The sequence below is a fragment of the Bacillus sp. URHA0034 genome, from assembly GCF_056280405.1.
Map to the genome: position 1 here is coordinate 2,919,100 of NZ_JBWCDK010000002.1, position 17,946 is coordinate 2,937,045.

16 protein-coding genes and 4 tRNA genes are annotated in these 17,946 nt (G+C 39.7%); all 20 read left to right on the forward strand.

The window, feature by feature from the left end:
- Position 1 precedes the first annotated feature (1 nt).
- The 20 genes from ssb (at position 2) to rlmH (ending at position 17,945) form a co-directional block, all read left to right on the forward strand.
- Positions 2-520: a single-stranded DNA-binding protein gene (gene ssb, locus ACZ9EE_RS16130; protein WP_476028537.1), complete on the forward strand. Its 519-nt coding sequence runs from the start codon at positions 2-4 to the stop codon at positions 518-520.
- Between the two features lie 48 nt (positions 521-568).
- Positions 569-808, forward strand: a complete 240-nt coding sequence (gene rpsR / locus ACZ9EE_RS16135) for a 30S ribosomal protein S18 (protein ID WP_007088219.1) — start codon at positions 569-571, stop codon at positions 806-808.
- Between the two features lie 122 nt (positions 809-930).
- Positions 931-1,875: a YybS family protein gene (locus ACZ9EE_RS16140; RefSeq protein WP_476028540.1), complete on the forward strand. Its 945-nt coding sequence runs from the start codon at positions 931-933 to the stop codon at positions 1,873-1,875.
- Positions 1,876-1,897: 22 nt separating this feature from the next.
- Positions 1,898-3,871: a DHH family phosphoesterase gene (locus tag ACZ9EE_RS16145; protein WP_476028541.1), complete on the forward strand. Its 1,974-nt coding sequence runs from the start codon at positions 1,898-1,900 to the stop codon at positions 3,869-3,871.
- Positions 3,868-4,317, forward strand: coding sequence for a 50S ribosomal protein L9 (gene rplI / locus ACZ9EE_RS16150; protein ID WP_335504038.1), 450 nt, complete (start codon positions 3,868-3,870; stop codon positions 4,315-4,317). The genes ACZ9EE_RS16145 and rplI overlap by 4 nt, the downstream gene beginning before the upstream one ends.
- A gap of 158 nt (positions 4,318-4,475) precedes the next feature.
- Entirely contained in the window at positions 4,476-5,828 is a 1,353-nt protein-coding gene (gene dnaB / locus ACZ9EE_RS16155) for a replicative DNA helicase (protein ID WP_476028544.1), read from the forward strand.
- Positions 5,829-6,053: 225 nt separating this feature from the next.
- Positions 6,054-7,346 carry an adenylosuccinate synthase gene (locus tag ACZ9EE_RS16160; protein WP_476028546.1) on the forward strand — a complete coding sequence of 431 codons (1,293 nt, stop codon included), beginning with the start codon at positions 6,054-6,056 and terminating at the stop codon, positions 7,344-7,346.
- 429 nt (positions 7,347-7,775) lie between these two features.
- Positions 7,776-7,851, forward strand: a tRNA-Lys gene (locus ACZ9EE_RS16165).
- Between the two features lie 14 nt (positions 7,852-7,865).
- A tRNA-Glu gene (locus ACZ9EE_RS16170) sits at positions 7,866-7,937 on the forward strand.
- Between the two features lie 64 nt (positions 7,938-8,001).
- A tRNA-Asp gene (locus ACZ9EE_RS16175) sits at positions 8,002-8,078 on the forward strand.
- Positions 8,079-8,083: 5 nt separating this feature from the next.
- Positions 8,084-8,156: transfer RNA gene (locus ACZ9EE_RS16180), tRNA-Phe, on the forward strand.
- A 395-nt stretch (positions 8,157-8,551) separates the two neighbouring features.
- Entirely contained in the window at positions 8,552-10,000 is a 1,449-nt protein-coding gene (locus ACZ9EE_RS16185) for a peptidoglycan DD-metalloendopeptidase family protein (protein WP_476028548.1), read from the forward strand.
- A gap of 218 nt (positions 10,001-10,218) precedes the next feature.
- The gene (yycF, locus tag ACZ9EE_RS16190; protein WP_476028549.1) at positions 10,219-10,929 is read left to right on the forward strand and encodes a response regulator YycF; all 711 of its coding nucleotides are present in this window, start codon (positions 10,219-10,221) and stop codon (positions 10,927-10,929) included.
- Positions 10,930-10,936: 7 nt separating this feature from the next.
- A complete protein-coding gene (gene walK / locus ACZ9EE_RS16195) occupies positions 10,937-12,769 on the forward strand; it encodes a cell wall metabolism sensor histidine kinase WalK (protein WP_476028551.1) in 1,833 nt (610 codons plus the stop codon).
- Positions 12,766-14,091 (forward strand): YycH family regulatory protein, encoded by a 1,326-nt coding sequence (locus ACZ9EE_RS16200; RefSeq protein ID WP_476028553.1) that lies wholly within the window; start codon positions 12,766-12,768, stop codon positions 14,089-14,091. Before walK ends, ACZ9EE_RS16200 begins: the two co-directional genes overlap by 4 nt.
- Positions 14,078-14,875 (forward strand): two-component system regulatory protein YycI, encoded by a 798-nt coding sequence (locus ACZ9EE_RS16205; RefSeq protein ID WP_476028555.1) that lies wholly within the window; start codon positions 14,078-14,080, stop codon positions 14,873-14,875. Before ACZ9EE_RS16200 ends, ACZ9EE_RS16205 begins: the two co-directional genes overlap by 14 nt.
- Before the next feature lie 6 nt (positions 14,876-14,881).
- Positions 14,882-15,676 carry an MBL fold metallo-hydrolase gene (locus ACZ9EE_RS16210; RefSeq protein ID WP_476028557.1) on the forward strand — a complete coding sequence of 265 codons (795 nt, stop codon included), beginning with the start codon at positions 14,882-14,884 and terminating at the stop codon, positions 15,674-15,676.
- A gap of 155 nt (positions 15,677-15,831) precedes the next feature.
- Positions 15,832-17,067, forward strand: coding sequence for a S1C family serine protease (locus tag ACZ9EE_RS16215; protein ID WP_476028559.1), 1,236 nt, complete (start codon positions 15,832-15,834; stop codon positions 17,065-17,067).
- Between the two features lie 139 nt (positions 17,068-17,206).
- Complete coding sequence (locus ACZ9EE_RS16220) at positions 17,207-17,365, forward strand: CxxH/CxxC protein (protein ID WP_476028561.1); 159 nt, start codon at positions 17,207-17,209, stop codon at positions 17,363-17,365.
- Between the two features lie 100 nt (positions 17,366-17,465).
- Positions 17,466-17,945, forward strand: coding sequence for a 23S rRNA (pseudouridine(1915)-N(3))-methyltransferase RlmH (gene rlmH / locus ACZ9EE_RS16225; protein ID WP_476032980.1), 480 nt, complete (start codon positions 17,466-17,468; stop codon positions 17,943-17,945).
- Position 17,946: the final 1 nt, after the last annotated feature.

The window sequence follows — 17,946 nt, forward strand, 5'->3', positions numbered from 1 at the left end:
GATGATGAATCGTGTCGTGCTTGTAGGTCGTTTAACAAAAGATCCAGATTTGCGTTATACACCAAATGGGGTTCCTGTTGCTACTTTTACTTTAGCAGTTAACCGTCCATTTTCTAGTCAATCAGGTGAGCGGGAAGCAGACTTTATTAACTGTGTTGTTTGGCGTAAACCAGCTGAAAATGTGGCAAACTTCTTAAAAAAAGGCAGCCTTGCAGGTGTTGATGGCCGTATTCAAACGCGCAACTATGAAGGACAAGATGGTAAACGTGTTTACGTTACAGAGGTTCAAGCAGAAAGTGTCCAATTTCTAGAGCCTAAGTCCTCTTCTGGTGGTGGCGGAAGAAGCAACAACGATTATTATGGTGCTCCTCCTATGGAACCGCAAGGTAATTCATATGGCAGCGGCAATCAGAATCAACGTCCTAATCAAAACCAAAACAAAGGGTTCACCCGCGTGGATGAAGATCCATTTGCAGGAACTGGCCAGATTGACATCTCTGATGATGATCTCCCATTCTAAACCAACCCTTATGAACGTTACCATTAAAAATTAAAGGAGGGAATTTTCATGGCAGGAGGACGTAAAGGCGGTCGCGCAAAGCGTCGTAAAGTTTGCTATTTTACAGCAAATGGTATCACTCGCATCGATTACAAAGATGTAGATTTACTTAAAAAATTCATCTCTGAGCGTGGAAAAATTTTACCACGTCGTGTAACTGGTACTAGCGCTAAATACCAACGTAAACTAACAGTTGCAATCAAACGTGCACGTCAAATGGCATTACTACCATTCGTGGCTGGAGAGTAATAATTTGTGTCTAAAAAGACAGTAGGGATTTCCCTTACTGTCTTTTTCTTTTCTCAATAGTTGTATCAAAACAAGTAAGTGGCTAAAATAAAGAGATAGATTTAATTGTAAGAGGTGTTGAAGTGAAAAATGTCCGTAACTTAACGGAAGGCGCTATTCTTTTAGCAGCCTTAACTGTCTTTTTATTAATAACCATCTACATCCCGCCTTTAAGCATCATAAGTGTATTTATTCTGCCACTGCCTTTTATCATGTTTTCAGCCAAAAACGATCTGAAATATATTGTTGTTTTCTTTATTGCAGCCTTTATTATTTCGTTTATTTCAAGTTCAATACAGGGGCTGGGCTTGATGGCTCTTTTTGGGACTGCTGGTGTTGTCATGGGCTATATGACTCAGAAAACAAAAAGCCGTTCCGCTATTTTAATTGGCAGTACACTTACCTTTATTGTAGGTTTAATCATCTTTTATGTAGTGCTCGTTACGTTTATGAATATCAATTTTATCCATGAATTAAGTACGATGTTAAACCAATCAATGAAACAATCAGAGGTAATGTTGAAAGCATTGGGGAATGAAGAGCAAATAAAGCTGTTGCAGGCGCAAAACGCCAGCTTAATTAAAAACATTCAACAATTAGCGCCGGGTTATTTAATAACTGTGTCGATCGTCTATGCGTTTATTACTCAGTGGATTTGTTTTCCTATTGCGAGGAGATTTGGAATTACGGTTCCATCCTGGGGGAAATTTAGAAATCTTAGACTTCCGAAAAGTCTTTTATGGTATTATTTAGCAACATTAGGCGGTTATTTGTTGTTTCATCCTCAAGAAGGCACCTATCTATACTTAGTCTTAATTAATGCAAGGTTAGTTTTGGAACTGTTTTTATTATTGCAAGGGTTGTCATTTTTATTTTTTATTTTCCATCAGCGTTCCATTGGTAAAGGTCTTGCGGTGTTTGTTGTAATTCTATCTTTCATCCTACCGATTGTTCATTATATAATAATGATATTAGGCATTACCGATTTAGGCTTTGATTTTAGACAGCGATTCGTAAAAAAAGAGTAAAAACGTCAAGGAGCTGAAGACTTTGCCTGCATTTTTTGAAAAGCGGTCAATTCGTTACCCTTTTTATGGGCTAATTGGCGTTACGGTGATCCTGCTTATCATCCTGTGGTTGTACAATTGGATTTTAAGCACAGCTGGGTTCTTATTAATGTTAGTTCCCCTCTACTATATGTTAATCATTGACCGCAGAGAGCGTAAAGAGATGGAAGAATACATTTCCACCCTTTCCTACCGAGTGAAGAAGGTGGGCGAAGAAGCCCTGATGGAAATGCCAATCGGGATCATGCTCATCAACGAGGAGTATTATATTGAGTGGACGAATCCCTATCTTTCCTCCTGCTTTGATGAGGCTACATTGGTAGGAAGATCCCTTTACGATGTTGCAGATGCGTTGATTCCTTTAATTAAACAAGAGGTAGAAACAGAAGTAATTACCCTTCATGAACGGAAATTCCGTGTTGTCCATAAACGGGAAGAACGGCTGTTATATTTCTTTGATGTCACCGAGCAAACTGAAATTGAGAAAAAATATCAAGATGACCGAACGGCTATTGCGACTATTTTCCTTGATAATTATGATGATCTTACCCAAGGCATGGATGATCAAATGCGCGGCAGCATTAATAACTTGGTTACCTCTATCCTAAATAAATGGGCCCAGGATAATGGAATATATTTAAAACGAGTTTCTTCGGAACGTTTTATTGCCGTATTTAGCGAAAGAATTCTTCGTATTCTTGAAAAAGGCAAATTCACGATCCTCGATGAAGTGAGAGAAATGACCTCTAAGCAAAATGTCAGCTTTACCTTAAGTATCGGTGTGGGAACAGGCGTATCCTCCCTTCCAGAATTGGGTGCTATGGCCCAATCAAGCCTTGACCTAGCCTTAGGAAGAGGCGGAGACCAAGTGGCCATTAAACTGCCGAGCGGCAAAGTGAAATTTTATGGGGGCAAAACGAACCCTGTTGAGAAACGGACAAGAGTGAGAGCGCGGGTTATCTCTCATGCCATCAGAGATTTAATTATCGCAAGTGATAAAGTCATTATTATGGGGCATAAGAATCCGGATATGGATTCGATTGGTTCAAGCATTGGGATTTACAAGGTAGCCCAAATGAACCAGAAGGAAGCCTATATCGTTGTTAATAAGCAGGAAATGGACAGCGGAGTAAAAAGGTTAATGGAAGAGATCCGCCATCAAGAGGAATTATATTCTTATTTCATTGAACCTGAACTGGCATTAGAAATTGCCACAGATAAAACATTACTTGTTGTTGTTGATACCCATAAGCCTTCCATGGTGATTGAGGAACGGTTATTAAATAAAATTGACCATGTAGTGGTAATTGATCATCATCGCCGTGGTGAAGACTTTATTGCAAATCCTTTGCTTGTCTATATGGAACCATATGCCTCGTCAACTGCAGAGCTTGTGACGGAATTTTTGGAATATCAGCCAAAACGGAGTAAAATTGAAATGATTGAGGCAACCGCTCTTTTAGCCGGAATCATTGTTGATACAAAAAGTTTTACATTAAGAACGGGTTCACGGACATTTGATGCAGCATCCTATCTTCGGGCACATGGAGCCGATACGATTCTCGTTCAAAAGTTTTTGAAAGAAGACATTGATACCTATATAAAAAGATCAAAGTTAATTGAATCGGTTTCTTTCTACCATGATGGGATAGCGATTGCTAAGGGCTCAGAACAAGACCAGTATGACCAAGTGATCATTGCCCAGGCAGCAGACACACTATTAGCTATGGATGGAGTGAGCGGGTCCTTTGTGATTGCGAAAAGGGATGAGGGTGTGATCGCCATAAGTGCGAGATCGCTTGGAAATATCAATGTTCAGGTGATTATGGAAAGCCTGAAGGGCGGCGGCCATTTAACAAATGCAGCTACCCAGCTGACTGGACTGACGATTGATGAAACAGAGGTCCGATTAAAACTGGCCATTGATGAATATTTTGAAGGAGTGAAAAAAGAATGAAGGTTATCTTTTTAAAGGATGTTAAAGGAAAAGGCAAAAAGGGAGAAGTTAAAAACGTGGCTGATGGTTATGCCCATAACTTTTTAATCAAGCAAGGTTTAGCAATTGAGGCAAACAATGCCAATATCAGTTCTCTTGATGCTCAAAAGAAAAAAGAAGAAAAGGCTGCGGCTCAAGAGCTTGCCGAGGCTAAAAAGCTGAAGGAAGTTTTAGATAAAATTACAGTTGAACTAAAAGCCAAGGCCGGTGAAGGCGGCAGACTCTTTGGTTCTATTACCACCAAGCAAGTTGCTGAAGAATTACAAAAGAAACATGGCATTAAAATTGATAAACGTAAAATGGAATTAGATGATGCGATTCGGACCTTAGGGCATACAAAGGTACCAGTAAAGCTTCATCATGAAGTAACAGCAACGTTAACGGTTTCAGTGACAGAAGTAAAATAAGGTGAAAAATTGCCAGTACGAAAGTAACAATAAACATGATAGAATAATATGTAGCAAATCTTCTTGTGATCGGTTATAACTGGTCACTTTTTTCTTTTCGAAATATGATACTTTTAATATAGTTTTAATTATCCTTCTAGACTAGGAGGTTTTGATAGATGAATGATGTATTAGCAGATCGTATGCCGCCGCAAAATATTGAGGCGGAACAGGCAGTTTTAGGGGCTATCTTTTTAGAACCTTCTGCACTTACTGTTGCATCAGAAATATTAATCCCTGAGGACTTTTATCGTGCCTCTCACCAAAAGATTTTTAATGTTATGCTGGATTTAAATGATCAAGGTAAAGCCGTTGACCTTGTGACCGTAACGGAGGAATTAGCTGCAGCCAAACTGATTGAGGATATTGGCGGTGTTAGTTACTTAAGTGATTTGTCCGGGTCTGTTCCGACGGCAGCAAACATAGAGTATTATGCTAGAATTGTAGAGGAGAAGTCTCTTTTACGAAGATTAATCCGGACAGCCACAAACATTGCTTCTGATGGATATTCTCGTGAAGACGAGGTTGAAGCTCTTTTAAGTGAAGCAGAAAAAAGTATTATGGAAGTGGCACAAAGAAAGAATGCCGGAGCCTTCCATAATATCAAAGATGTCCTTGTTCGTACGTATGACAATATTGAAGAAATGCATAACCGGGTTGGCGAGATTACTGGAATTTCAACTGGATTTGCTGAACTTGATCGAATGACAGCAGGATTTCAGCGCAATGATTTAATCATTGTAGGTGCCCGTCCTTCCGTAGGTAAAACAGCCTTTGCCTTGAATATTGCCGCCAATGTAGCTACAAAAACAGGTGAAAATGTGGCTATCTTCAGTCTTGAGATGGGTGCGGAACAGCTCGTTATGCGTATGCTTTGTTCAGAAGGAAATATTGATGCACAACGACTTCGTACCGGGTCTCTTACAGATGATGACTGGGGCAAGCTGACAATGGCAATGGGCAGCCTTTCAAACTCGGGGATATTTATCGATGATACTCCAGGGGTAAGAATTAGTGATATTCGGTCGAAATGCCGCCGTCTCCAGCAGGAGCATGGCTTAGGCATGATTTTAATTGATTACTTACAGCTGATCTTAGGAAGCGGCAGATCGGGTGAAAATCGTCAGCAGGAAGTTTCCGAGATTTCCCGTTCTCTTAAGCAATTAGCCCGTGAACTGAAGGTCCCTGTAATCGCCCTTTCACAGCTATCTCGTGGCGTTGAGCAGCGTCAGGATAAGCGTCCGATGATGTCGGATATCCGTGAATCCGGTAGTATTGAGCAGGACGCTGATATTGTTGCGTTCTTATATCGTGATGACTACTATGATAAGGAATCAGAGAATAAAAATATTATCGAAATCATTATTGCCAAACAGCGTAACGGCCCGACAGGAACGGTGGCGTTAGCCTTTGTAAAGGAATATAATAAGTTCGTAAACCTAGAGACACGTTATGAGCCTCCAGGTGCGTAGGTTTAAAGGCTAGCCGAATTAGGCTAGCCTTTTTTAGTAATTCTATTTTGTAAAACAAATACATACGGCCAAGCTAAAAAATTACTAGATTAGTATATTAATATTTTACGAACATAATATTATAATTTTATTTAAATGTTCGTGTTTTGTTTGCTTTTAGGTCTGAAAGTTGATAAACTTGTGTATGGAAAATAGAAAAGCCCATTTAATTTGGAGGTGCCTTACATGTCATCAGTAGTAGTTGTTGGAACACAATGGGGAGACGAGGGAAAAGGGAAAATAACCGATTTCCTTTCTGAAAATGCAGAAGTAATCGCACGTTATCAAGGCGGCAACAATGCTGGCCATACTATCAAATTTAACGGAGAAACTTACAAGTTACATTTAATACCGTCTGGGATTTTTAATAAAGAAAAAATTAGTGTAATCGGTAATGGAATGGTTGTTGATCCAAAAGCACTTGTAGCAGAGCTAGCTTATTTACATGAAAAGGGTGTGACCACGGATAATCTTCGAATTAGTAACCGTGCCCATGTCATCCTCCCTTATCATTTAAAATTAGATGAAGTAGAAGAATTGCGCAAAGGTGCCAATAAAATCGGTACAACTAAAAAGGGTATTGGCCCAGCCTATATGGATAAAGCTGCCCGCGTGGGTATTCGAATAGCTGATTTGCTCGATCGTGAAATTTTTGAAGAAAAATTACAACAAAATCTTGAAGAGAAAAACCGTTTATTTGAACGGATTTATGAAACAGAAGGATTCAAAAAGGAAGATATTCTAGATGAATACTTCGAATATGGACAGCAGATTCAGAAATATGTCTGCGATACGTCTGTTGTATTAAATGATGCCTTAGATGAGGGGAAACGCGTATTATTTGAAGGTGCCCAAGGGGTTATGCTTGATATTGACCAAGGTACCTACCCATTCGTTACCTCTTCTAATCCTGTGGCAGGTGGAGTTACGATTGGATCAGGTGTTGGTCCTTCTAAAATCACACATGTTGTAGGTGTTTGTAAAGCCTATACCTCCCGCGTAGGTGATGGCCCATTCCCAACGGAATTAAATAATGAAATCGGCAATCGTATCCGTGAAGTTGGCCGTGAGTATGGAACAACAACTGGACGTCCGCGCCGTGTTGGCTGGTTTGATAGTGTGGTTGTGCGCCATGCCCGTCGTGTCAGCGGCTTAACTGATTTATCTTTAAATTCGATTGATGTGTTAACAGGCATTGAAACTTTAAAGATTTGTACGGCTTATCGCTATAACGATGAAGTTATTACTGAATATCCTGCAAATTTACGGATTTTATCACAATGTGAGCCAATTTATGAGGAACTTCCAGGCTGGACTGAGGATATTACTGGTGTGAAATCACTGGATGAGCTTCCTGTTAATGCCCGCCATTATGTTGAACGGGTAACCCAGCTTACAGGCGTTCCATTAACTACCTTCTCTGTCGGCCCTGATCGTATGCAAACAAACGTGGTCCGCAGCCCTTGGAGACAGATATAAAAACGTAAGCACCTTGATCAGGGGCGACAGGCATAAGCCAAGCCGGCGAGAAGGCTGCTCTTTAGTCTTCTTGACCGGATTGGCTTAGACCTAAGAGCCCCTAGGCGCTGGAGCCGGACAATTTTCAAAGTCAATTTTTCTTATTTCTTTAACAATGAAGCCCTCTTTATGAGGGCTTCAAACTTTTTTAAAAAACTTTTAAAAAAGTATTGCTAAAACTATTACATCCATGATATATTAATAAGCGTCGTCACGATACGACAAAAAAGTTTAAAAGAATTTAGTACGAGCCATTAGCTCAGTTGGTAGAGCACGATCGAATAAGCTTCATTGAAACAGCATCAGGGCACACGCCGAGCTGCTGCTTGAATAATCTTACTGAGGCGTGGGCATCCGGCGAAATCAAAGTTTAGGGAACTTCATAAGTACGAGCCATTAGCTCAGTTGGTAGAGCATCTGACTTTTAATCAGAGGGTCGAAGGTTCGAGTCCTTCATGGCTCACCATTTATCTTTAATTTGGCCCCTTGGTCAAGCGGTTAAGACACCTCCCTTTCACGGAGGTAACACGGGTTCGAGTCCCGTAGGGGTCATGGCTTTTGATTATCAGCGAGTGGCTGGCAAGGACGGTTTCCTTGCTGATAATCAATTAAATATGGTCTGGTAGTTCAGTTGGTTAGAATGCCTGCCTGTCACGCAGGAGGTCGCGGGTTCGAGTCCCGTCCAGACCGCCATTGTTGGCTCAGTAGCTCAGTCGGTAGAGCAAAGGACTGAAAATCCTTGTGTCGGCGGTTCGATTCCGTCCTGAGCCATAAAAAAAGAAGCTTGCTTATGCAGCTTCTTTTTTTATTTCTGCAAAGATTTCGCAATAAAACTTCCTTCCTCCTTTTTTCCATTAATCGAATATTGGATACACAAGGTAAAAAATATAAATCTACTACGCTTGCCCTATGAAAGTCCTTCCACCATAAGGTTTTTTCTCCTAATTTTAGCCATAAACTCAATATTAGCATTGTGAAAATAGACCTGAAATATGTCGTTAAAATGTGAAAAATGTCAGGTGTTATACATTTTTGTTACATTATTAAGACTATTAATCTTTCTAAAAATAACTATGTTAAAGTAATAGAGGTCAAAAATATGGAAAAATTCTTTCTGACATACATAGAAGACTGATAAGGGTTTTACCGTCGTTTAGGGGGAAAAAATGTTATTTTCAAATAGAGAATCTAAAACAAATAAGCTTTTATGGCTGAAAACCACGGTCATTACGGCCGTGGCCGCTTCAGTTGTTGCCTTTAGTAATGGACCTATTGCTTTTGCCCTATCAGCAAATGCAACTAAAATCTATCATGTATATCTAAATGGTACCTATGTAGGTAATGTTACCGATAAAAGTGTAGTGAATAAGTTAATTGCTGAGAAAGTAGACACCGCAAAGAAGTCATTTACAAATTTCGATCTGAAGATTGAGCCGCAAGTCCAATACATACCGGAGCAGGTCTTGCACTCAACAGCTAATAATCAGGAAACAGTCCAAAACTTTAATCAGATCTTTCAATTAGAGGCGGAATCTTCAGCCATTCTAATCGATGGAACACCAGTGGTTTATCTAGATAGTAAAGATTCTGCAGAAGAAGTTATCAAAAAGCTCAAACTGCAATATGTTCCAGAAGCGCAGCTAAACGAACTAGAAGCCAGAAAAGCGCAAAAGGATACGGTACTGCCGCCTTTACAAGAGAATGAAACTCGTCTATTAGACGTACGCTTATCGAAGGAAACAACTATTGAAGAAAAAAATATACCACCAGAGAAAATTATGAGCGCTGATGATGCCGTTGCCTATTTACAAAAGGGTACTCTAGAGGAAAAGAAGTATACGGTAGCAGACGGTGATGTTCTTGAAACAATCGCGCATAGCCATGGGTTAACAGTGGGAGAACTAATCACATTAAACCCTGGTTTGTCATCGAAGAGCCTATTAAAGATTGGCCAGGAAATAAATGTTACAGCGATTAAACCGTTTGTTGAAGTGATAGTGGATAAGGAAGTCAATCAAAAGGAAGAAATTCCATTTGCTAATCAAGTTGTTGAGGATTCCTCTCTGCCAAAGGGTGAGACAAAGGAAAAACAAGCTGGACAGAATGGCTCACGTTTGGTTACCTATCAAATTTCAGAACAAAACGGTGTAACTGTAAAAAAGGATCAGTCCAAAGAGCAAATTCTAGTACAGCCTGTTAATCATATTGTTGTAAAAGGAACGAAAGTAATCCCTTCGCGCGGTGAGGGCAGCTTTGCCTGGCCGACTGTCGGCGGTTATATTTCCAGTAAGCAGGGGATGCGCTGGGGCAAAATGCATAAAGGGATTGATATTGCAAGACCTAGTAATAAGACCATTAAGGCAGCTGATAATGGCGTGGTTGTTTTTGCAGGTTGGAGCAATGGGTATGGAAATAAAGTTATTATTGACCACCACAATGGCTTCCGCACTCTTTACGGACACATGTATTCCCTAAATGTCAAAGCGGGACAAACAGTGTCAAAGGGCACAGCGATAGGAATTATGGGGGCAACTGGTGATGCAACCGGAGTCCATCTTCATTTTGAGGTTTATAAAAACGGAAGTCTAGTCAACCCGTTATCTTATATACATTAATGTTAGAGTCTCTAGTTCATGCTAGAGACTCTTCTATTTGAATAGAGAAAGTATACCTCTAGAGCCCCAAGTCAAGGTACTTCCACTTCCTTATTTGCCAAATGCTGAATATAGGTGAATTTCTACTTATAAAATGGTAAAGTAAAGTAGTATAGGTATGACTTCTAAAGGCTTTTAATTGAATAGATTAGATCAATTGAACAAAAAGGAGTAATGGTATGGAAAAGAAAATTCTTGTTGTCGATGATGAAAAACCAATTGCAGATATTTTGCAATTTAACTTAAAAAAAGAAGGTTATGTCGTTTATTGTGCCTATGATGGCAATGAGGCGGTACAATTAGTTGATGAAATTCAGCCTGACTTAATCCTCTTAGATATTATGCTTCCATTACGTGACGGGATGGAGGTTTGCCGTGAGGTGCGTAAGAAATATGAAATGCCGATTATTATGCTGACGGCTAAGGACTCAGAAATTGATAAGGTATTAGGGCTTGAATTAGGAGCAGATGATTACGTAACAAAACCTTTTAGTACAAGGGAATTAATTGCCCGCGTGAAAGCTAATTTACGTCGTCATAATCAAATTTTAGCGCAGACAGATGCTGAAAATGATTCGAATGAAATTGAGATTGGTTCACTTGTGATACATCCAGATGCCTATGTGGTTTCAAAACGAGGAGAAACAATTGAACTGACCCACCGCGAATTTGAACTGCTTTATTACTTAGCCCAGCATATTGGCCAAGTTATGACGAGGGAACATTTACTGCAAACCGTATGGGGGTACGACTATTATGGAGACGTACGAACCGTCGATGTAACGGTTCGACGATTACGTGAAAAAATTGAGGATAGCCCAAGCCATCCAACATGGATTGTCACTCGCCGCGGGGTTGGCTACTATTTGCGCAATCCTGAACAGGAGTAATTAATTAATGAAAAAGGTTGGTTTCTTTCGCTCGATACATGTAAAGTTTGTTCTTATCTATGTCCTTCTTATCTTAGTTGCAATGCAAATTATCGGTGTTTACTTTGTTAAACAACTTGAACAAACATTGCGGACAAACTTTCAAACTTCGATTCAACAGCGGGTTGATCTACTAGCTTATAATGTGGTCGAGGAAATGCAAAAAGAAAGAAAGGCAGAAGACCCAACACTTGAGGAAGATTTGAAAAAAGTTCTTAAGGACTTTGATGCAGGTGATAGTGATATTACAGAGGTCCAAGTGATTGAAAATCGGTCCTTAAAGATACTTGGTACCTCTCAATCCAGTAACCAGGGACTTGTAGGTCAAAGGACGACTGTCCTTCAGGTAAAACAATCAATGGTTTTGGAAGAAGATCAAAGCTCTATCAAGATTGAACAGAAAACCGGACATCGAATCTGGGTCCTCTCAACGCCTATTAAATCTGGCAAAAAGGTAATTGGGGCTATTTACCTTGTCGCAAAAATTGAAAATGTGTTTGAGCAAATGAAAACCATTAATAATATTTTTGCTACAGGTACAGCGATTGCCTTATCGATAACAGCTGTTTTGGGGATTTTGTTAGCCCAAACGATTACCCGTCCAATAGCAGATATGAAAAAACAAGCGCTCGCTATGGCCAAAGGAAACTTCTCTCGGAAGGTAAAAGTGTATGGTCAAGATGAAATTGGAACGCTCGCAGTTACCTTTAACCACTTGACGAAAAAATTGCAGGAAGCCCAAGCCATGACGGAAGGGGAACGTAGAAAGCTATCCTCCGTCCTGTCGTATATGACAGATGGAGTTATTGCTACTGACCGCAAAGGACGTGTCATTTTAATTAATGATCCTGCAGCAGAAATGCTGAATGTTTCACGTGAAACAGTTTTATCTCAACCAATTGTTGAATTATTGGACTTGGATGATACCAACACTTTTGAAGACCTTCTGGAAGAAAATGATTCATTAATTTTAGACTATAGTACAAAAGCAGAACGCTATATACTAAGAGCTAATTTTTCTATTATCCAAAAGGAGACAGGTTTTGTTAATGGTTTGATTGCCGTTTTACATGATATCACGGACCAAGAAAAGATTGACGCTGAAAGAAGAGAATTCGTGGCTAATGTTTCACATGAATTAAGAACACCTCTCACTACGATGCGCAGCTATTTAGAGGCACTTGCAGATGGTGCATGGCAAGACGCAGAAATTGCCCCTAATTTCTTAGAAGTGACGCGGACTGAGACGGAAAGAATGATTCGTCTTGTCAATGACCTGCTACAATTATCAAAAATGGATAGCACTGATTACAAGCTCAAAAAGGAATGGGTAAACTTTGTCGACTTCTATAACAATATTATTGATCGATTTGAAATGTCTAAGGAACAGAACGTAACATTTAAACGTAAGCTTCCGAAGCAGGCGATCTTTGTGGAAGTAGATGAGGATAAAATGACCCAAGTCTTATACAATATAATCTCAAATGCCTTAAAGTATTCTCCTGAAGGCGGACAGGTTACTTTTTCGATAAAAGAAAAAGAAGATAAGATTATTGTTAGTGTATCGGACCAAGGGGTAGGAATTCCAAAAGAGAATATTGGGAAAATCTTTGATCGTTTTTACCGGGTGGATAAAGCGAGAACCCGCAAATTGGGCGGTACAGGTTTGGGGCTTGCGATTGCTCAGGAAATGGTCAAGGCTCATGGCGGATCGATTTGGGCAACAAGCGAGGAAGGCAAAGGGACAAAGATATCCTTTTCCCTGCCATATGAACGTTCTGAAGAGGATGAATGGTCATGAGATATGAAAATATTAAATCCGGAATTTTAACCGTTTTAGTGTTGGTAAGTCTACTGCTCACTTGGAATCTTTGGACATACCAGCCCAACTATGACAAGATGGAAAAAAGTAAAACGGTGGCAGAGGTAACCGTAGATAAAAAACAAGATGTGACAAAAATAGTAAGGCCTGATCAGGTTTTATTTCATGTTAAAGGGCAGCACTACGGGACTAGTAACCCTGATGAATTGGAAAAGTTAATGAAAGAAATAAGCAGCTGGACCATTTCTGATGTGAAAAACTATACCGAAAAGGTTGGGAATGTGGATAGTTTTATCCATGGCAGCGGCAATGCTGAACTCATTTTTCCTAGTGATGTTCCGATTGAGTTATATCTTAGTGTTTTAAATATTGAAGGGAAGAAAATTCCTCCCTTCAATTTTAATCGTATTATTATTAATGTTAATGATTTGGATAAAGGGAATGGCAGTGTTTATTTTGCCTCTACTGAAACGGGACAAATTTATTTAAGTCATATATCGCCCGCAAATTTAAATGAGTTTAATCGAGATTACTATAAAAATGCCACTCATTATCCAAAGTTTTTTGCCTATAAGCCATCTGATAAACGTACTCTTTATCTGCCAGAGGCTAAAGTAAAAATGACTACCTATAAGTATTTGCTTGAGATGCTTAATTCTGATGAATTTAAAGATGCGCTTTTTGACGATCCAAGTTTTGTTCAAAGAAGCTCTATTCCTCATGGTGAGGAATTTACGAATGACTCAAGTAAAATGACAGTTAACTATGATAGTAACATTTTGCAGTACATTAATCCGATACCAGAAGACAGCTTTGTAGATAGCTCCTACGATTTGGTCAAAAGAAGTATTGATTTTGTCAATGAACATGGAGGCTGGACAGATTCGTTTCGTTATGTTTCTAAAAGTGAATCTAAACGCTCGGTTACTTTTCGCTTGTATAGTACGGATGGCTATCCTATCTTTAATGATTATGGATTATCAGAAATTACTGAGGAATGGGGACGTGACCAGATTAATAAATATGTCCGTCCGAATATTACCTTAGATCTTCCATTAATAACAGAAATGCAAACTGTTACGCCGCCATCAGGACATGAAATCTTAGCTATTTTACAAAGTAATAAGAACTTTAAGCCGGAGCTTCTCGAAGACCTAGTCCTTGGCTATCAAATGATAAGAAGTACGGATGAGAATAAACTGATTATCTTAGAACCTGCCTGGTTTTATCGGTATAACAAATCTTGGGGTCAGATCACACTGAGTGGCCTAGGAGGAGGTTCTGCAGATGGATTGGAGTAAAATTAAAACGATTTTTATCATTACTTTTTTAATATTAGACGTGTATCTCTTATTTCAATTTATGAAGATGCGTGATGCTAATAATTACGAAGTGATAACCCCAACTTCTTTTGAAGATAAATTGAAGGCAGATGAGATCGCGTACGTGGAGCTTCCGAAGGCGCCGATTAAAGACCAATATTTAAGCGCTAAGCCTAAGACATTTACAAAAGGGGATATGGCAAAATTAAAAGGACAGAAAGCTTTATCAACAGAACCGACTTCTACTCTCTCTGTCATGCTTGATAAACCGATTCAACTGAGTTCTAAATTTGAACCCGCAGATCTTGCCTCGTTTATAAAAGCAGGTATTCTATACGGTGAGCATTATCAGTTTTGGAAGAAGGATGATAAGAAACATACCATCACCTATTTTCAACAATACGATAATTATCCATTTTATGAAAATATTAATGGGATGATTACATTTAATGTGAATGAGGAAAACCAGATTACCTCCTATCAGCAAACCTATTTAGAGGAAATTGAAAAGCTGACGGCTAAAGAAGGAGTCCTTCCGCCGTTAAAGGCAATTGAGACCTTGCATCAAAAAGGCGCCTTAAAACCAAAAAGTAAAATTACTAAGATTGAGCTTGGCTATTCGACGCTTATCCAGCTGGCTGCATCACAGGTATTAGCCCCCACTTGGCACTTTGTGGTCAATGATAAGGAGAGCCTGTTTGTCAATGCGTTTGAAGGGCAGATTATTGAGTTTAATAGTGAGGAAAATAGTAAAGTGGAGTGAAAAAGTATGTCGTTACGATATAGTATCCTAGCAAGCGGCAGTACCGGGAACGCCTTGTTTGTAGAGTCTGATGAACATTCCTTTCTAGTTGATGCCGGCTTCAGCGGAAAACAGATGGAGTCCCTTTTTGGACAGATTGATCGTGATATCAGCAAGCTTTCGGGCATCTTTGTCACACATGAGCACAGCGACCATATTAAGGGAATTGGTGTCCTTGCCCGTAAATATCATTTGCCTGTGTATGCAAATGAAAAAACATGGCGGGCCATGGAAAGTTCGGTAGGTGCGATTCCAACAGAACAAAAATTCGTTTTTAATATGGAAACCGTAAAAAGCTTTGGTTCTACCGATATTGAGTCTTTTGGTGTGTCCCATGATGCAGCAGAGCCAATGTTTTATGTGTTTCATCAGTCAGGCAAAAAACTAGTGCTGATTACGGATACTGGCTATGTTAGTGACCGGATGAAAGGGACCATCTCGAATGCCGATGTGTACATCTTTGAATCGAATCATGATGTTCAAATGCTGCGGATGGGCAGATATCCTTGGAATATTAAACGCCGGATCTTAAGTGATGTTGGACATGTTTCCAATGAAGATGCGGCCCTAGCCATGAGTGAAGTGGTAGGGGACCGGACGAAACGGGTCTATCTCGCCCATTTGAGCATGGATAATAATATGAAGGATCTGGCGAAAATGGCGGTAGCACAAACATTAGAAAGCCGTGGTTTAATGGTTGGTGAACAGTTTGACCTTTATGATACTGATCCGAAAATCCCAACGATAGTAACAGCGGTATAATGATCGAATAGAGGCCATAAAGGTCTCTATTTTTTTATTAGTTTAAATAAAGTAAAAACAACAAATGGCTTAGTAATTTTAGGAAGAATGATTATAATTATAAGTGGTATATACAAAATAATAAATAGCACTTTTCGAAGAAGGGAATGGTGTAAATGGGCTATTATGACGATCATACACAGGGACGCTACCGGGAGCAGAGAAGTAAAAGAGGCGGTGTGTTTCTGGCAGGCCTGGCTGGGGCGATAATTGGGGCAATCCTAGTGATCCTTGCCATCCCAACTTTATCAAAGCAGGGAGTATTGCCCTATAAACTAGCAACAGATCAAAATCAAGCAGCGGATACTTCTACTACTAACAACCAGAAAAATGTCGTTGAAAAGGTTTCGTATGATGTGAATACAAACACGACAAAAGCAGTTGAAAAAACAGGTGAAGCAGTCGTTGGTATTAATAACATTCAATCATCAAGTTTTTGGTCAGATAATGGCGATTCATCCGAAGAGGCGGCGGGGACTGGGTCTGGAGTTATCTATAAAAAGGCAGGCAATAAAGCCTATGTCGTAACAAACCACCATGTTGTAGAGGGTGCTACCAGCCTAGAAGTAAGCCTGGATAACGGAACAAAGATCCCTGCTAAGCTGCTTGGCAGTGATATATGGACAGACCTGGCCGTTCTTGAAATTGATGCAAGTAAGATTAAAAAAGTAGCGGAATTCGGAAATTCTGATAGTCTGAAGATGGGAGAACCGGTAATTGCCATCGGAAACCCACTTGGAGCGACATTTTCTGGTTCAGTAACCCTAGGAATTATTTCTGGTCTAAAACGGACTATTCCTGTTGATATCAACCAGGATGGTGTGGTTGATTGGCAGTCTGAGGTACTACAAACGGATGCTGCGATTAACCCAGGTAATAGCGGCGGCGCGTTAATCAATATGGCGGGACAAGTCATCGGGATTAATTCAATGAAAATTTCCCAAGAGGCAGTTGAGGGGATTGGTCTCTCTATTCCGATTAATTCAGCTAAACCTATTATTGATGACCTAGAACAGTTTGGAGTTGTAAAACGCCCATATATGGGTGTGGATTTAAAGTCAGTGAGTGAAATTCCGGCGTACTATCAAGAGGGAACCTTAAAATTACCGCGCGATGTCAATTATGGTGTCGCACTTCGCCAGGTAATGCCAAAGTCACCAGCTTCCGAGGCAGGTCTAAAAGAGCTGGATGTGATTGTTGACATGGATGGAGAGAAAATTAATGATGTCATCGATCTGCGTAAGCATTTATATCAGAAAAAGAAAATTGGTGAGAAATTAAAGGTTAAGTATTACCGTGCAGGAAAGTTAAAGGAAACTACTTTAACGTTGTCAGGTGAAAAACTTGAGTAAACAGCTATTTCGGGAAAGTGAGCCATTCACTTTCCCGTTTTTGTTTGTGTGGTATGATAAGTGAGGTTAAAAAGTATGATAGCGGTGAGAACGGTAAAAATACTGATAACGATATTGTGTGTGAAAGCGAGGACGAAATATGATTTATAGTTGTGAGGAGCATGTTGAGATTGCCTTAGATGATATTGTGGATAAATATCAAACATATCCAGTTTTATCACAATTACCTGTGGATAATTCAGGCGCAGGTTGTGAATATTGCGAAAAACAAGCTGTATATATGGTGGCGAACAAATGATTCCATACAAGATGTGGATAAAAAATGTGAATATGTGGATAACTTCTGTGGATATCTTGTTTGTAAGCTGTTTGTAATTAAATTAAAAGGGTTGTGGATTGTGAATATCTCCATCATTACAGTTGGTAAATTAAAAGAAAAATATTTACGGCAGGGAATCGATGAGTATTTAAAAAGATTGACTGCTTATGCAAAAGTTGAAATGGTAGAGGTGGCCGATGAAAAGGCCCCTGAGGAATTAAGTGAGCTTGAAATGCTGCAGGTGAAGCAAAAAGAAGGAGAACGAATTTTAGCTAAGATTAGCCAGGATACATATGTCATCGCATTAGCGATCCAAGGGAAACTGCAATCGTCTGAGGAACTGGCGAAAACCTTAGATCAATTAGCTACCTATGGAAAAAGCAAGGTTGCTTTAGTGATCGGTGGTTCGCTGGGATTAAGTGACGAGGTAATCAAACGTTCAAATGAGCAGCTGTCTTTTTCACGGATGACTTTCCCCCATCAATTAATGAGGCTGATTCTAGTAGAACAGATTTATCGGGCGTTTAGAATTAATCGGAATGAACCGTATCATAAGTAAA

Excerpts from the sequence above, each read along its gene's own strand:
- ACZ9EE_RS16205 (WP_476028555.1), top strand. The coding sequence starts at position 14,078 with ATGGATTGGAGTAAAATTAAAACGATTTTTATCATTACTTTTTTAATA.
- ACZ9EE_RS16160 (WP_476028546.1), top strand. The coding sequence starts at position 6,054 with ATGTCATCAGTAGTAGTTGTTGGAACACAATGGGGAGACGAGGGAAAA.
- walK (WP_476028551.1), top strand. The coding sequence starts at position 10,937 with ATGAAAAAGGTTGGTTTCTTTCGCTCGATACATGTAAAGTTTGTTCTT.
- ACZ9EE_RS16200 (WP_476028553.1), top strand. The coding sequence starts at position 12,766 with ATGAGATATGAAAATATTAAATCCGGAATTTTAACCGTTTTAGTGTTG.
- dnaB (WP_476028544.1), top strand. The coding sequence starts at position 4,476 with ATGAATGATGTATTAGCAGATCGTATGCCGCCGCAAAATATTGAGGCG.
- ACZ9EE_RS16215 (WP_476028559.1), top strand. The coding sequence starts at position 15,832 with ATGGGCTATTATGACGATCATACACAGGGACGCTACCGGGAGCAGAGA.
- ACZ9EE_RS16210 (WP_476028557.1), top strand. The coding sequence starts at position 14,882 with ATGTCGTTACGATATAGTATCCTAGCAAGCGGCAGTACCGGGAACGCC.
- rpsR (WP_007088219.1), top strand. The coding sequence starts at position 569 with ATGGCAGGAGGACGTAAAGGCGGTCGCGCAAAGCGTCGTAAAGTTTGC.
- ACZ9EE_RS16185 (WP_476028548.1), top strand. The coding sequence starts at position 8,552 with ATGTTATTTTCAAATAGAGAATCTAAAACAAATAAGCTTTTATGGCTG.
- ssb (WP_476028537.1), top strand. The coding sequence starts at position 2 with ATGATGAATCGTGTCGTGCTTGTAGGTCGTTTAACAAAAGATCCAGAT.
- yycF (WP_476028549.1), top strand. The coding sequence starts at position 10,219 with ATGGAAAAGAAAATTCTTGTTGTCGATGATGAAAAACCAATTGCAGAT.
- rplI (WP_335504038.1), top strand. The coding sequence starts at position 3,868 with ATGAAGGTTATCTTTTTAAAGGATGTTAAAGGAAAAGGCAAAAAGGGA.
- ACZ9EE_RS16220 (WP_476028561.1), top strand. The coding sequence starts at position 17,207 with ATGATTTATAGTTGTGAGGAGCATGTTGAGATTGCCTTAGATGATATT.